General features: G+C 72.4%; 10 protein-coding genes. 7 read left to right on the top strand and 3 right to left on the bottom strand.

Annotated elements, in window-relative coordinates; all coding sequences use genetic code 11:
- The first annotated feature begins 98 nt into the window (after positions 1-98).
- The 3 genes from ABZ815_RS31975 to ABZ815_RS31965 are packed head-to-tail and all read left to right on the top strand — an operon-like array spanning position 99 to position 3,736.
- The gene (locus ABZ815_RS31975) at positions 99-1,715 is read left to right on the top strand and encodes an SPFH domain-containing protein (RefSeq protein WP_357704472.1); all 1,617 of its coding nucleotides are present in this window, start codon (positions 99-101) and stop codon (positions 1,713-1,715) included.
- On the top strand, positions 1,712-2,953 hold the full coding sequence (locus ABZ815_RS31970; protein ID WP_357704470.1) for an SPFH domain-containing protein: 1,242 nt from the start codon (positions 1,712-1,714) through the stop codon (positions 2,951-2,953). The genes ABZ815_RS31975 and ABZ815_RS31970 overlap by 4 nt, the downstream gene beginning before the upstream one ends.
- Positions 2,954-2,962: 9 nt before the next feature.
- Positions 2,963-3,736, top strand: a complete 774-nt coding sequence (locus ABZ815_RS31965) for a sporulation protein (protein ID WP_357704468.1) — start codon at positions 2,963-2,965, stop codon at positions 3,734-3,736.
- Positions 3,737-3,780: 44 nt separating this feature from the next.
- On the opposite strand, the gene ABZ815_RS31960 is transcribed toward ABZ815_RS31965, so the two are convergent.
- Entirely contained in the window at positions 3,781-4,665 is an 885-nt protein-coding gene (locus tag ABZ815_RS31960; RefSeq protein ID WP_357704466.1) for a PIG-L family deacetylase, read from the bottom strand.
- A 266-nt stretch (positions 4,666-4,931) separates the two neighbouring features.
- Here ABZ815_RS31960 and ABZ815_RS31955 point away from each other — a divergent pair, with 266 nt between their 5' ends.
- From ABZ815_RS31955 to ABZ815_RS31945, 3 genes are read left to right on the top strand one after another with little or no spacing between them, the layout of a single operon-like run.
- The gene (locus ABZ815_RS31955; RefSeq protein WP_357704464.1) at positions 4,932-5,909 is read left to right on the top strand and encodes a hypothetical protein; all 978 of its coding nucleotides are present in this window, start codon (positions 4,932-4,934) and stop codon (positions 5,907-5,909) included.
- A gap of 10 nt (positions 5,910-5,919) precedes the next feature.
- Positions 5,920-6,540, top strand: coding sequence for a hypothetical protein (locus tag ABZ815_RS31950; protein ID WP_357704462.1), 621 nt, complete (start codon positions 5,920-5,922; stop codon positions 6,538-6,540).
- A 10-nt stretch (positions 6,541-6,550) separates the two neighbouring features.
- Positions 6,551-7,354, top strand: coding sequence for an inositol monophosphatase family protein (locus ABZ815_RS31945; RefSeq protein ID WP_357704460.1), 804 nt, complete (start codon positions 6,551-6,553; stop codon positions 7,352-7,354).
- Between the two features lie 13 nt (positions 7,355-7,367).
- Here the strand turns inward: ABZ815_RS31945 and ABZ815_RS31940 are convergent, their stop codons facing one another.
- Positions 7,368-8,540 (bottom strand): SLC13 family permease, encoded by a 1,173-nt coding sequence (locus ABZ815_RS31940; protein WP_357704458.1) that lies wholly within the window; start codon positions 8,538-8,540, stop codon positions 7,368-7,370.
- 57 nt (positions 8,541-8,597) lie between these two features.
- On the opposite strand from ABZ815_RS31940, the gene ABZ815_RS31935 reads away from it, so the two are divergent.
- Positions 8,598-14,189, top strand: a complete 5,592-nt coding sequence (locus ABZ815_RS31935) for a TIR domain-containing protein (RefSeq protein WP_357704456.1) — start codon at positions 8,598-8,600, stop codon at positions 14,187-14,189.
- A gap of 35 nt (positions 14,190-14,224) precedes the next feature.
- Here ABZ815_RS31935 and coaE read toward each other — a convergent pair whose 3' ends face one another.
- A complete protein-coding gene (coaE, locus tag ABZ815_RS31930) occupies positions 14,225-14,827 on the bottom strand; it encodes a dephospho-CoA kinase (RefSeq protein WP_357704454.1) in 603 nt (200 codons plus the stop codon).
- Positions 14,828-14,833 lie beyond the last annotated feature (6 nt).

Here is a 14,833-nt window from a genome sequence, read left to right as displayed (position 1 = left end):
ACTATGGGGCGTAACAGGCATATGACGACACATTGCAAGCGAACAGCAAGCCATACCCGATACGGTCGTATTCGCCTGTAGCGGAAAAGGAAGGTTCGATGTCACGACCCCGAGAGGCACTGATCCAGGCAGGTCAGGGCATAGCCCAAGCGGTCGCTCAAGGAGGTGACGTGCGACAGGCGATGAGCCAGGCGATCGGACAGGTCACCGAGCAGGCCGGCCAGCTCACCGGCCAGGCCCCCGGCTTCGCGCTCAACCCGCACGACTTCGCCGCCGCCCGTGACGGCGGCGTCTCCGTCGGCACGCTGATCGAGGCCAGGTCCGCCTCGCTGAACGAGGCCGGCGAGATCGTCAACCGCAGCTTCGCCGAGAACGGCATGCACGTCATCTCGCCGGTGGTGATCCCCAAGGGCAGCACGGCCAAGGTGGTCATCCCGCTGACCGTTCTGGTGGTCCTCGGTCTGATCGGCGCGCTCGGCGGCATCGTGCCGGGGTCCGACATCTTCTTCGGCCCCCACTACTGGGTCGTGCTGGTCCTGGCCGCCGCGTTCCTGTGGTGGCGCAGGAGCGTGGTGATGGTGCCCGAGGGCTGCAAGGCGCTGATCACCAAGTTCGGCAAGCTGGTGCACATCGCCGACCCGGGCCGGGTGACGCTGTTCAACCCGTGGAAGCGGGTCAGCTACATCGTCAACACCACCCGCGAGTACCCCTTCAACGCCCCCATCAGGGAAGCGCCGACGCAGCAGGGCGTCAAGGCCAGCGTGGACCTGTTCCTGCAGTTCAGGATCGAGAACCCGGCCGAGTTCATCTTCGTGCTCGGCTCGGTCAGCGGCTTCCAGTCCAAGCTGCAGAACGCCATCAGCGAGGTCACCCGGTCCCTGATCTACGCCCAGCGGGCCGAGGACATCTACGACCTGGTGGGCGAGAGCACCCTCGGCATGCTGGAGAACCTCAACCAGCAGTTCCTGCCGGCCGTACGGCTCACCGACGTGAACATCACCCACGCCGAGCCGTCCAGCCAGGAGTACCGCATGGACCTGGCGGCCCCCGAGATGGTCCGCGTGGCCAAGGAGGCCTACACCTACGAGTACGAGCTCCAGCTGCGCAAGGAGCAGAACGAGGGCGACCTGGTCAAGGAGCTGGCCGGCCTGCAGGAGACGCTGAGCGCCATCCAGGCCGAGATCGCCGGCTACCAGGCCCGCATGGACACCGCGCTCGAACGCGCCAGCCACCAGGCCACCGCGCAGGCCAGGCAGCGCCTGGTCGAGGCCGAGTCCACGGCCAACGCCAACGCCGCGCTCCTGGAGGCCCAGGCCCTGGACATCCGGGCGCTGTCGGCCGCCGAGGCCCCCGAGATCCTCGACTACCGCTTCCAGCAGGACCTGCTGAACAAGCTGGAGTCGGTGGCCACCAGGCTGCCGCAGGTGGTGCAGGTGGGCGAGCAGACCGACATCGACTTCCTGGCCCTGGCCCAGCAGCTCGTGGGCGGCAAGGGCGCGGCGCTGTTCTCCGCCGAGGACATGGCCGCCATCCGCGGCCGGCTCGGCGAGATCGCCGCCCGCGTCAGCGACCGCGAGGACGAGATCGCGGCGCTGCTGAAGAAGGCCGCCGCCGACGTGAGCGAGCCGCAGGCGACGCCTGAGCCCGACCACGACCTGGAAAGCACGGTCGAGCGCCTGCTGCCCGGCCGCCTGAGCGAGGGTGAGGTCCGATGACCCGCGAGTTCTCCAAGATCAAGGAGTCGCTGGCCTCCTGGTCCGACATCCGTCAGCTCCTGCGCGGCGGCGAGCAGGGCCAGCTCGTGCCGGTCGTGATCCCCAAGGACCGGCGCGGCTTCGCCTGGATGGCGCTGGTGCTGCTGGCGCTGTACTTCGCCGGCATGGCCGCGCTCACCGAACTCACCGTGCCGGCCGCGCTGGCCGCGCTGTTCTTCCTGGTCGTGGCGCTGGTCACGATCTGGCGCAAGGCGATCATCGAGATCGAGGAGGGCACCACCGGCATCCGCAGCCGCTGGGGCGCGATCACCGGCACGCTCCCGCCGGGCCGCCACTACCTGTGGCTGCCGTGGGACCGCGTGGACGCGGTCGTGGACACCTCCACCGAGATCCCGTACTCGGCGCCGATCGTGGCCTGCCCGACGGCCGAGAACGTGCCGCTGAAGTCGATCGAGTTCTTCCTGAAGTTCCGCATCGTGGACCCGGTGGCGTTCGTCCGGACGATCGGCGCGGGCAACTTCGACCTCGTGCTCTCCAGCGCCGTCCAGGACGCGATCCGGCAGCGCAGCCGCCGCGTCAACACCGAGCGCGCCTACGACCTGCGCGGCTCCGACGTCGGCGACATGCAGGAGGCGCTCAACCGCCAGCTCGGCCGGTACGGCGTGCGCGTCACCGGCGCCAACATCCCCGACGTCCAGCTCCCCGACCAGTACCAGCAGCACCTGGCCACCCGGGAGAAGGTCGCCAAGGAGCTGTCGGCCTACGAGCGCGAGTGGGAGCTGACCCGCAAGCGCCGCATCGACACGCTGCTCATGGAGATCGAGCGTTCCAAGAAGACCCGCGACGCCCGCGTGGTCGAGGTCAAGGCCGCCCACAACACCGCGCGCAAGAACGTGGCGCGCATGCTGGAGGAGCAGGAGACCGAGGCCCAGCGCGTGACGTGGGAGATCGAGGCGCGCGGCAGGGCCGACCTGACCGCCGCCGAGAACGAGGCCAAGGCCCTGCGCAGGCTGGCCGAGTCCTACCGCGACAACCGGGCCGTGCTGCAGTACGAGCTGGCCCGCCGGCGCCTGGACGTGGGCGCCAAGCTCACCGAGAACGCCCCCCAGCCCCTGGTCGTACGGACCCAGCAGGGCCAGGGCGACTCGGCGCTGTCCACCCTCATCCTGGCCCAGCTGCTCCCCCGCATCTCGGGCACGGGCCCCGCCGCCGTCAACGGCCAGACCCCCACCGCATAGGAGAGACCCATGGTGTTCCGCAAGTTGATGGCCGCCTTCGGCGCGGGCGTCGAGGTCGACACGATGCTGACGGACACGACCGTGCGCCCCGGCGAGCCGCTGCGCGGCGTCGTGCACTTCCGCGGCGGCGGCGCCGACTACAAGGTCGAGGGCATCTACCTCGACCTGACCGCCGTGGTGGAGGTCGAGAGCGGCGACAACGAGTACAAGACGACCTACAGCTTCCTGCGCCAGCAGGTGGCCGGGACGTTCCAGCTCGCCTCGGGCGCCCAGCACCAGCAGCCGTTCCAGATCATGGTGCCGTGGGAGACGCCGATCAGCGCGATCGGCGGCCACCCGCTGCACGGCATGCGGCTCGGCGTGCAGACGGAGCTGGCACTCGCGGGCGCGATCGACAAGGGCGACCTCGACCCGCTGTTCGTCAGCCCGCTGCCGGCCCAGGAGCACGTCATCGCCGCCCTCGACCGGCTGGGCTTCCACTTCAAGAAGGCCGACCTGGAGCGCGGCACGCTGTACGGCTCGACCATGCCGTTCTTCCAGGAGATCGAGTACCACGCGGGCGGCCAGTGGCGGCGGCACTTCAGCGAGCTGGAGCTGACGTTCATCGCCGGGCCGCGGCAGATGGACGTCATCCTGGAGGCCGACAAGCGCGGCGGCTTCCTGACCTCCAGCCACGACACCTACAACCGCTTCACCGTGCGCTACGACGACCACCCCGGCGCGGCCGACCAGGCGTTGCAGCACGGCCTGGAGCAGATGGCCCGCCGCCGCGGCTGGTTCTAGCGGGCGTCCCCCGGGCCGGGCGGCGTCCCGGCTCAGGGGCCGGCTCAGGGGACCCGGTACATGCGCTCGGTCCAGGCCCGGTAGCGCCAGGTGTGCCCGACGCGGTAGTCGTGGCCGAGGTAGAGGCCGAAGACCTGGCGCTTGAGCTCGCGCAGCGCCCCCACGACGTTGGGGGCCCAGCCGGTCATCGGATAGCCGCGGTAGGAGACCGTCCGCAGCCCCAGGCCGCTCGCCGCGGCCAGGGCGAAGCGGGCCGAGGCCACGTGGTCGGGGTGGTCGCACAACTTCCGGTTCCTGGGCGGGTCCGGGTCGAGGGTACGCAGCACCGTCGGGCGGAACCGGGCGTAGAGCGCGCGCAGCACGCCGACCACGTCGCTCCTGACCACGCAGCGCGGCTCGGGGCCCGAGGGGAACCGGCGCACGCAGGAGCGGTCCTCCCACAGCCTGGTCAGCGCGTCGCGGCCGCCGTCGGCGCGCGGGTCGCCGCCGTCGGGCAGCCCGACGAAGGCGAGCCTGACCGCCGGCCTGTCGGCCAGCTCCTCCAGACGTACGGGGAAGCCGGCCGCCATGATCGTGCGCACCCGCCAGACGTCACGCTGCCCGGCCAGGAAGGCGTACGCGGCCCGCAGGCCCTCCGCGCGGTCGCGGGCGTAGGCGACGGGGTCGCGGTCGTCGTCCCAGCCGGCCTGGCCCTCGCCGGCGGTCAGGTAGACGGTCAGCGTCGGCAGGTGCCACTGGACGGCGCCGTACAGGTCGGGGCTCATGAACAGCAGGTCGTCGTCCGGATGGGCCACGACCTGCATGAACCGCTCCCACCGCGACGGCCGGCCGGCCTCCGTCCAGGCCGCGGCGGGCGGCGCCGGGCAGGCCAGCACGGCCACCAGCACCAGCGCCAGCGCGGCCGCCGCGAACATCCTGATCCCCTTCATCCCCACCCCCGTGCGCTTCCAGTATCGAACCTGGTCAGGCCCCGGTCCTGAGCTGCCAGGGGGAGATGTCATGTCATTCCCGGGTAGGAGATACCTCCTTCCCGTGCGCTGGAAGTCGCATGCCGACGGTCGTTACGATGACCTAGGGATTGACTGATCGTCGAACGGTGGGGCGGACGATGGCACGGTTCACGGCGGCGTTGAAGCGAGCTGCCCCATGGGCTGCCCAGAACGCCGACGGCGCTATCGCGCTCTTACTGGCGGTCGTGATCGGCGTGCTCGGCATCATGCCGGACAAGATCGTGCCGACCGACGTGCAGACCCAGCTCGTCAACGCCGCGACGCTGGTCATCATGGCGCTGGTGGCCACCGCCCTGCTGCGCGACCGCGTCCGCCAGGCCCCGGTAGAGGAGACCATCACCTCCGGCGCGCTGGCCCAGCTCCCCGTCCGGCTGTCGCGGCTGGAGGAGATCGAGACGCTCGTCCACGGCACCCGCAAGGCCCTCGACGCGCTGCAGCTCGTCCGGGTGCTGGGCAGCAAGCAGGAGATCGCCCAGATGCACGCCGAGGCGCGCAAGGACACCACCCGGTGGAGCTTCAAGGGCGGCACCGGCACCTACCTGCGCGCGGTCACCCTGCCCGAGTGCGTGGCGGCCGCCCGCCGGGACAAGCGGCACCTCGTGGTGCGGGTCGAGGTGATCGACCCGTCCAACGTGGAGGTGTGCGAGACGTACGCCCACTACCGGCGTTCCCTGTCCGACTCCCCCGACGCGACCGGCGAGACGTGGACGACCGACCGGGTCAGGAAGGAGTCGTACGCGACGATCCTGGCCGCCTTCTGGTACCGCCAGCGCTACGGCCTGCTCGACATCGAGGTCGGTCTGTCGGCGTCGATGACCACGTTCCGGTGGGACCTGTCGGCCACCCGGCTGATCATGACGGTCGAGGACCCCAACCGGGCCATGACCGCGCTGGCCGGCACGTTCTACTACGAGAACTGCGACACCGAGCTGCGGCTCAGCTTCGAGCAGGCGCGGCGGGTGCCGATGGACATGTACAAGAAGGCCCCGCTCAGCGACGAGCCCACGATCGAGGAGGTCCAGGACCTGTTCGGTCGCATCGGGGTGCCTCTTCCCAAGGCCTACGACGGCCGCGACGTCGTGGACATCGCACGCAAGGCCCTGCGCGCGGTCGACCCGTACGGCGAGGCGCATCCCGCGGCCCTCCGACGAGACGGAACGTGAGTGCCACTCCATGAGCTATCGGTCGGTCTTCCAGCGGGTCTGCGACGGACAGGCCAGGTCGTGGGCGCTCGGGGTGCTGAGAGGGTCCGCGCGCCCCAGGGCCGTACGCCATCCGCTCGGGTTCGTCTGCCTGCCGCTGGAGCGTGAGGGCGGCGAGGGGGTATGCCTCCACCTGTGGTCCGACTCGCTCAAGCACGCCGAGAGCACCACCTCGCAGATCCACTGCCACAGCTGGGACCTGGTCAGCCACGTGCTCTACGGCCAGGTGCGCAACGTGCACGCGGTGGTCACCGACGCGGGCACCGACGCCACGCACCGGGTGTTCGAGGTGGTCAGCGGCGCCGACGGCGACCGCATCTCGCCCACCGGCCGCACCGTGCGGCACGCGACCGGGCTGGTGGAGCTGTTCGGGCCCGGCGACACCTACACGCTGTCGGCCGACCGTTTCCACAGCAGCGTGGTGCCGGAGGGCGGCGAGGCGGCCACGATCGCGCTCGGGCGCGGCCGGCCCGGCAGCCGCGACCTGTCGCTCGGCCCGCTCGGGGCGGGCGGCCACCACGTGCCCCGCGAGCCGCTGGACGCCGAGGAGACGGCGCTCGCCGTCCGGCTGATCACCGCCCACCTGACCTGAGGGGTGCCCGATGGACCTGGATCACGCTCGCACTGTGGCCGTGGAGGCCGCCCAGGCCGCCGGGGCGCTGCTCGCAGCGGGCACCCGCGGGGCCGTCGGCATCCGGGCCAAGGGCGACGCCGGGGACGTGGTCACCGATCTCGACCTGGCCTCGGAGAAACTGCTGGTCGAGCGCATCCTGACGGCCTACCCCACGCACGCGATCGTGGCCGAGGAGTCGGGGCTGATCGGCGCGGCGGGCGGCGAGTGGACGTGGCTGGTCGACCCGCTCGACGGCACCAACAACGTGGCCATCGGGCTGCCCACGTACGTCGTGGGGGTGGCGCTGTGCCAGGGCGGGCGGCCGGTGCTGGGCGTGGTGCACGATCCGGTGACGGCCCAGACGTGGTCGGCGATCCGGGGGCGGGGGGCGGTGGCGTCCACGGGGGCGCGGCTGGCGCCGCCGTACACGGCCAGCCCGCACGGCCCGCTGCTGGCCTGGACCCAGGGGTACGGCGTGAACAGGGGCGACGCCACCGTGCTGGCGTTGAAGGCGGCGCTGGAGGTCGGCGCGCGGCGGGTGCTGCAACTGTGGGCGCCGCTGCTGTCGTGGGCGATGCTGGCCCGCGGCGACATCGACGGCATCGTCGGCTACCGCGCCGAGGCGGTCGACCTGCCGGCGGGGGCGCTGCTGGCCCAGGAGGCCGGGATCGAGATCAGGGCGCTCGACGGCGGGCCGTTCGAGGAGAGCATCGACGGCTCGGCCGAGGACCGCAGCTTCGTGGCCGCCCACCCGCGCGCCCTTCCCGGGCTGATGTCGCTGCTGCCCGGGTGACGGCCCGCGGCGCTCAGCCGAACGTGACCAGGGCCCAGACCGTGGCCAGCAGCCCGGTGACGGCCAGGCCCGCGCCGGTGAGCAGGAAGCGGCGCAGCGGCACCGCCACGTCGTGGCGGCGGCACGACTCGAACCACAGGAGCGTGGCCAGCGAGGCCCACGGGGTGATCACCGTGCCCACGTTCGTGCCCACCAGCAGGGCCAGCAGGTGGTCCTGGTCGGCGGCCGGGATGACCTGCGCGACGGCCTGGTAGGCGGGCAGGTTGTTGATCGCGTTGGACAGGCCCGCGCCCACCGCCGCCGCCCGGTACGGGTCGCCCTCCGTGCCGATCATCCACGTCATCAGGGCGTCGAGCCCGTGGGCGCTGAGCGTGGGCACCACCAGGAACAGCCCGGTCACGAAGACGACGAGCTGCCAGGGGATCAGGCTCCAGGTCAGCCTGCCCCGGGCGCGGAGCAGGAAGGCCAGCACCACCAGCACGGCCGCGGCGGTGGCGGCGACGGCGACGTGCGCCTTGAGCAGCAGCAGGGCGATGAACAGCAGGCAGCCCGCCGAGGCCGCGCCGAACAGCACGCGGTCGGCCACCGGCTCCAGCACCGGCGGCGTGTAGCGCAGGTCGCGGCGCTCGCCCCGGCGCCAGAAGAACACCCACAGGAAGGCCATCGTCACCGCGATCGAGGCGAGCTGCGGGGCCCACATGCGGGCGGCGAAGCCCTGGGCGTCGAGGCCGAGTTTCTCCATGCTGAGCAGGTTGGTGAGGTTGGAGACCGGCAGCAGCAGGCTCGCGGTGTTGGCCAGCCAGATGGTGGTCATCGCCAGCGGCAGGGCGGCGATGCGGGCCCGGGGCGCCAGGGCCAGCATGACGGGGGTGAGCAGGACGGCGGTGGTGTCGAGGTTCAGAAATATCGTGACAAATGACGCGAAGGCCGTACAAAGAAAGAAAAGTGCGGTGTAGTTGCCGCGGCCGAGCACCGCCATCCGAGCGGCGATGGCGTCGAAGACCTGCGCCTCCTTGGTCAGCTCGGCCAGCACGATGATGGCGACCAGGAAGATCAGCAGCGGCCCGATGTCAGCGAGGCTCTCCACGGCGTCGCGCCACGGCAGTAGACCGGTCGCCACGAAGACCAGACCGAGAGCAAGCAGCCCGATCCTGATCAGATCGAGCACGCTCAGACGCCGCCACACTTGACGATGATCGCACACTGACTCCAAAACGCCGATTCCTCGGTGGATACTGAGCAGATGGCACGTGACGGCAGGCCGACCGAGATCTTCGTCAGCTACTCCCCGGCCGACACCGCCTGGGCGACCTGGATCGCCTGGGAGCTGGAGGCGGCCGGCTACCGGACCATGATCCAAGCCTGGGACTTCGTGCCCGGCACCAACTTCATCGACTTCATGGACCGTGGGGTCAGCGAGGCGCAGCTCGTCGTGGCCGTGCTCTCGCGCAACTACCTGACCTCGCGCTACGGGCGCATGGAGTGGCAGGCGGCCATGCGCGCCGACCCGGACAACCCCTCCAACAAGCTCGTCACGATCCGGCTGGAGGACGTGCAACTGGAGGGCCTGCTGTCCACGATCACCTGGGTCGACCTGCTCGGCGTCACCGACTCGGGGCAGGCCAGGGCGCTGCTGCTGGGCCGGGTCGGCGAGGCGATGGCCGGACGGGCCAAGCCGGAGGCCGCCCCCGCCTTCCCCTCCGGCCGCCTGGTGCCGCCCCCGGCCCCGACGCTGCCCCCGACGACCGATCTGACCAGGGCCCGCCGCACCCCGGCGACGGCCCCCAAGTTCCCGCCGGCGGGCGGCGGCGAGCGGGGGCGCGAGTCGGTCAACGTCCTGCACATCGGCGGGCCGAGGTTCGGCCGGGCGCTGCCCGATCCGGGCGAGCCGTTCACGCCGGAGGACATGCAGGCCCGTATCTGGGCCGACCTGACCGCCATGTACGACCGGGGCATGCCGCGTCCCGACCTCATGGTGGTGAGCGGCGACCTGACCGAGTCCGGCAGTCTGGGGCAGTTCGCGCAGGCCACGCAGTTCGTCACCGACCTGCGGCTGCTGATCGGGCTGGAGCCCCACCGGCTGGTGCTGCTGCCCGGCCCGCGCGACGTCACCAAGGCCGCGGCCAGCGCGTACTTCATGACCTGCGAGGCCGACGACGTGAGCCCGCAGCCCCCCTACTGGCCCAAGTGGCGGCATTTCGCCGGGCTGTTCCGCGAGGTGTACCAGGGCCTGGACGACCGGGTGTTCGACGGGGGCCAGCCCTGGACGCTGTTCGAGGTGCCCGACCTGCGGGTGGTCGTGGCGGGGCTCAACTCGACGATGGCGATGAGCCATCTGGAGCGCGACGCGTACGCGCTGCTGGGCGAGGCGCAGGCCGCGTGGTTCGCCGAGCGGCTGCGTCCCTATGAGGAGAGCGCCTGGCTGCGGCTGGGCGCGATCGGCCATCCGCCGGCCGCGCTGCGCGACGCGCCCACCTTCGACCGGCTGCTCACCCACCGGCTCAACCTGCTCTTCCACGGGTCCGGCGCGACCGGCGCGACCATCGAGCCCCGGCCGGGCTTCGCGGCGGTCGTGGCCCCGCGCTCCGGCCATCACCAGGTGGTCGAGATCACCCCCGACGGCATGCGCACCTGGACGCCCGACGCCGGCAAGCCCGTCCGCGCCCGGCACGGCTGGCGGGCGGTGCGGGCCACGTTCACGGGCGAGACCCCCGACGCGCCGCCGCCCGCCGCCAAGCCCGAGGAACGCGAGCCGAGCCCCGTCGAGCTGCTGCTCGACCGCATCACCGAGGTCTGCGAGGCCCGGCACGAGCGGGCCAAGATCCGCCGGTTCCCCGACCACCTGGTGGTCACCCACCCCGACGACGGGTTCGTCCGGCAGCTCATGATCGGCGCGCACGTCGGCGAGCTGACCGAGGCCGCCGCCGTCGGGTTCGCCCGCCGCGCCCATGCCGCCGACCTGGCCGCCGAGCTGGTCTACCAGGGCCCGCCGGCCCCCCGCGCGCTCCGCGACGACCTCATGCGCAAGGGCGTGCGGGTGCGCAGCTTCGTGGAGTTCCAGGGCCTGCTCGACCTGTCGGGGTACGTCGCCGAGCAGACCGGCAGGCTCACCGGCGACCGCCGCTACCCGCCCGGCCTCTACGTCCCCCAGCGCTACCGCGAGCTCGACCGCCCCAACAGCCAGATCAGGCAGGGGCTCACCGACGAGCTGATGCGGCTGCTGGCCACCGACCACGGCCGGTTCCTGCTGATGCTCGGCGACTTCGGCCACGGCAAGACGTTCGCGCTGCGCGAGCTGGCCAGGCGCATCCCGGTCGAGCTGCCGCACCTGACGCCGATCTTCATCGAGCTGCGCGCCCTCGACAAGGCCCATTCGGTCGACGCCCTGGTGGCGGCGCACCTGGCCGGGCACGGCGAGGAGTTCATCGACCTCAAGGCGTTCCGCTACCTGCTCCGGCAGGGGCGCATCGTGCTGCTGTTCGACGGGTTCGACGAGCTGGTCACCCGGCTGACCTACGACCGGGCGGCCGACCACCTGGCCACCCTGCTCGCCGCGGCCGAGGACAAGGCCAAGATCGTGGTGGCCAGCCGTACGCAGCACTTCAAGTCGCACAGCCAGGTGCTGACCTCGCTGGGCGAGATGGTGGGCGTGCTGCCGCAGCGGCGGGTGCTCAGCGTGGAGGACTTCACCCAGGACCAGATCCGCTCCTACCTGGCCAACCGGTTCGACGACGGCGACGAGGCCGGCGCGCGCATGTCGCTCATGGCCGAGATCAAGGACCTTCTCGCGCTGGCCCAGAACCCGCGCATGCTCAGCTTCATCGCCGACCTCGACGCCGACCGCCTGCGCACGGTCGCCGGCGCCCAGCACACCCTCAGCCCCGCCCTGCTGTACGAGGAGATCCTCAGCACCTGGCTGGCCTTCGAGGAGCGGCGGGCCCGCGTCCCCGGCTCGCCCGGGGCGCTGACGATCGACGAGCTGTGGCGGGTGGTGACCGCGCTGGCGCTGCGCCTGTGGGACAGCGGCGAGACGCTGCTCGGCGTGGACGAGCTGACCGAGATCGGCGAGACCCTGAGCGACCTGGCCTCGGGCCAGCTCTCGCCCGCGCACGCCGCGCACGCGATGGGCTCGGGCAGTCTGCTCGTCCGTACCGAGGAGGGCATGTTCGGGTTCATCCATGCCTCGGTGATGGAGTGGCTCATCGCCCGCCATATCGCCGCGAACCTGGACAACCCTCTCCCGCTGGCCCGCAGGCCGCTGTCGGCGCTGACGGTCGAGTTCCTGTGCGACCTGGCCGACGTACGGGCGTTGCGCGCCTGGGTGGCCGACCCGCCCGCCGACGACGTGGCGAGGGCGAACGCGGTCAAGATCGCGGCCCGGCTGCGCACCCCGGCCAAGGCCGACCTGCGCGGCGCGAACCTCAAGGGCGAGGATTTGTCGGCGCGCGACCTCCAGGAGGTCGACCTGACCGGCGCCGACCTGTCGGAGGCCACCCTCGCCGGCACGAACCTGTCCAGGGCCGTCCTGCGTCACGCCAGCCTGGCCGGCGCCCGGCTCGACGGCGCCCGGCTGACCGGCGCCGACCTGACCGGGGCCGACCTGTCGGGCGCGCGGCTGGCGCAGGTCGACCTGAGCGACGTCACGGTCGAGGGCGCCCGCTGGCACCGGGCCTCCCTGATCAACGTGACCGGCACGCTGCCGCACCTGCCGGGCGCGGCGGTGGTGCCGGGCCAGCCCGTCGAGGTGGAGTTCGCGCCGGCCGGCATCGGCGTCCCGTACGGCTACCACTTCCAGACCTCCCGCCTGCCCGAGCCCATCGCCTACAGCCCCGACGGCTCGACCGTCGCGATCGGCAACGAGGACGGCGGCGTGCTGCTGTGCGCCGGCGGCTCCCCGGTGCGCACCCTCCAGGGCCACCGCGGCCGGGTCTACGCCGTCACCTTCGCCGGCGACCTGCTGGCCACCGGCGCGAGCGACGGCACGGTCCTGCTCTGGGACACCCTCACCGGCCGGCGCCTGCACACCCTGACCGGCCACCCCGACGGCGTGTGGCCGGTACGCCTCAGCCCCTCGGGCGAGCTGGTGGCGGCCGGCGGCGGCGACGGCGTGGTGCGGGTGTGGGAGACCGCGTCCGGGCGGCTGGTCCACGAGCTGCCCGGGCACCGCGCGCCGGTCTACACCGCCTCCTTCGGCCGCTCGCAGCTCGTGACCGGCGACTCCGCGGGCGTCGTCCGGGTCTGGGACCTGGTCGGCGGGGAGACGACGGTGACCCTCGACGGCCACCGCGGCAGCGTCTACCGGGCCGTGCACAGCCCCGACGGCACCCTGCTGGCCACCGGCGACGAGGCGGGCACGATCCGGCTGTGGGACACCGCCACCTGGTCCCCCCGGCACGAGCTGACCGGCCACGCCGGCAGCGTCTACTGCCTGACGTTCTCGCCCGACGGCTCGATGCTGGCCAGCGGCGACACGGCCGGCAGCGTACGGCTGTGGGAGGCGACCGGCGAGCCGCTCGGCGTGCACACCACGCACACGGCGGCCGTCTACCAGGTGACCTTCAGCCCCGACGGCCGCACGGTGGCCAGCGGCGACTCCGGCGGCACGGTCCGGCTGCAGCCCGTGGGCGGCGGCAAGCGCGTGGAGCTGACCGGCCACCGCAGCTCGGTGTGGCCGTTCGCGTTCCGTCCCGACGGCCAGCAGCTCGCCACCAGCAGCAACGACGGCACCGTCCGCCTGTGGGACCCGGTCTCCGGGCAGTGCCAGCGGGTGCTGCGCGGCCACGGCCGGCGGATCTCGTCGGTGCGGTTCAGCGCCGACGGCTCGATGCTGGCCACCAGCGGCAACGACGGCGTCGTCCGCGTGTGGGAGCCGCACACCGGGCGGCGGCTGCGGGAGTTCACCGGCACCGCCGACCGGCTGATCTCCGCCCTGTTCTCCCCCGCCGGCCCGGTGCTGGCCACCTCCAGCAACGACGGCGGCGTGCACTTCTGGAACGCCACGACCGGCGACTACGAACGCGAGCTGCACGCCGAGACCGACCACGTGTGGGCCGAGGCGTTCAGCCCCGACGGGAACATGCTGGCCACGGCCAACGACGACGACAGCGTCAAGATCTGGTACCGGCCGACCGGGCGCATGGCCGTCGACCTGGTCGACCACCGGGGACGGGTGCGCTCGATCGCCTTCAGCCCCTTCGGCGACTACGTGGCCACCGGCTGCGACGACAAGCTCGTCCGCCTGTGGCACGTCGCCTCCGGCGGCCGGGTGGCGACGCTGGAGGGCCACACCGACCGGGTCTACTCCGTGGCCTTCTCCCCCGACGGCCGCTACCTGGCCAGCGCCGGCAACGACGGCCGCGCGATGGTGTGGGAGCTGCGGCCCGGCCAGCCCTGGCAGCCGCGCCTGGCCCACACGCTGACCCGGCACGACGGCCGGCTGTGGAGCCTGGCCTTCGACGCCACGGGCCGTCACCTGGCGACCGGCGGCGACGACCTGACCGTGCGGGTGTGGGAGACCGCGACGGGGCGGCTGCTGCACTCCCTCACCGGGCACGCGCGCCGGGTGTGGTCGGTGGCCTACAGCCCCACGTCCGACCTGCTGGCCAGCGCGGGCGACGACGGCGTGGTGATCCTGTGGGAGGGCGGCGAGCGGCGGGCGACGCTGCTGGGGCTGCCCGAGGGGTGGGCCGCCCTGACGCCGGACGGGCGCTACAAGGTGCACGGCGAGCCGGGCGGGCAGTTCTGGCACGTCATCGGGATGTCGCGGTTCGAGCTGGGCGAGCTGGACCCGTACCTGCCGGGGGTGCGTCAGGTGCCGCTCGACTCGCCCTTCTGAGGGCCGGCGGGGGCCATCCCCGCCCGCCCTTGCCGCTATCCGCGGGCGGCGCGGCGTACGAGCTCGTGCCAGACCTCGTCGACCCGGGCCTCCAGGTCGTCGAGCGAGCCTTCGTTGGGGATCACCAGGTCGGCGGCGGCCAGGCGTTGCTCCCGGTCGACCTGGGCGGCGATGCGGGCCTTGGCGTCGGCCTCCGCCATGCCGCGATGCTCGGCCAGGCGCCTGATCCGCACCTCGTCGGCCGCGTCGACCACGATCACCAGGTCGTACATGGGCGCGAGCTTGTTCTCCACCAGCAGCGGCACGTCGTAGACCAGGATCGCGTCGTCGGCCGCCTGCCCCTGGAGCTCGGCCACCCGCTCGCCCACCAGCGGATGCACGATCGCGTTGAGCGCGGCCAGCCGGTCGGGGTCGGCGAAGACCACCGAGCCCAGCCGTTCCCTGTTCAGCGAGCCGTCGGGGTGCAGCACGCCCTCCCCGAACGCCGCCACCACCCGGGCCAGGCCCACCGTGCCGGGCTCGACCACCTCACGCGCGATCTTGTCAGCGTCGACCACGACGGCGCCTCTGGCCGCCAGCCGCCTGGACACCTCGCTCTTGCCCGAGCCGATGCCGCCGGTGAGCCCAATCTTCAGCACCGGAAA

Source organism: Nonomuraea sp. NPDC047529 (assembly GCF_040642995.1).
In the GTDB taxonomy this organism is placed as follows: domain Bacteria; phylum Actinomycetota; class Actinomycetes; order Streptosporangiales; family Streptosporangiaceae; genus Nonomuraea.
This window is presented reverse-complemented; position numbering and strand designations above follow the sequence as displayed.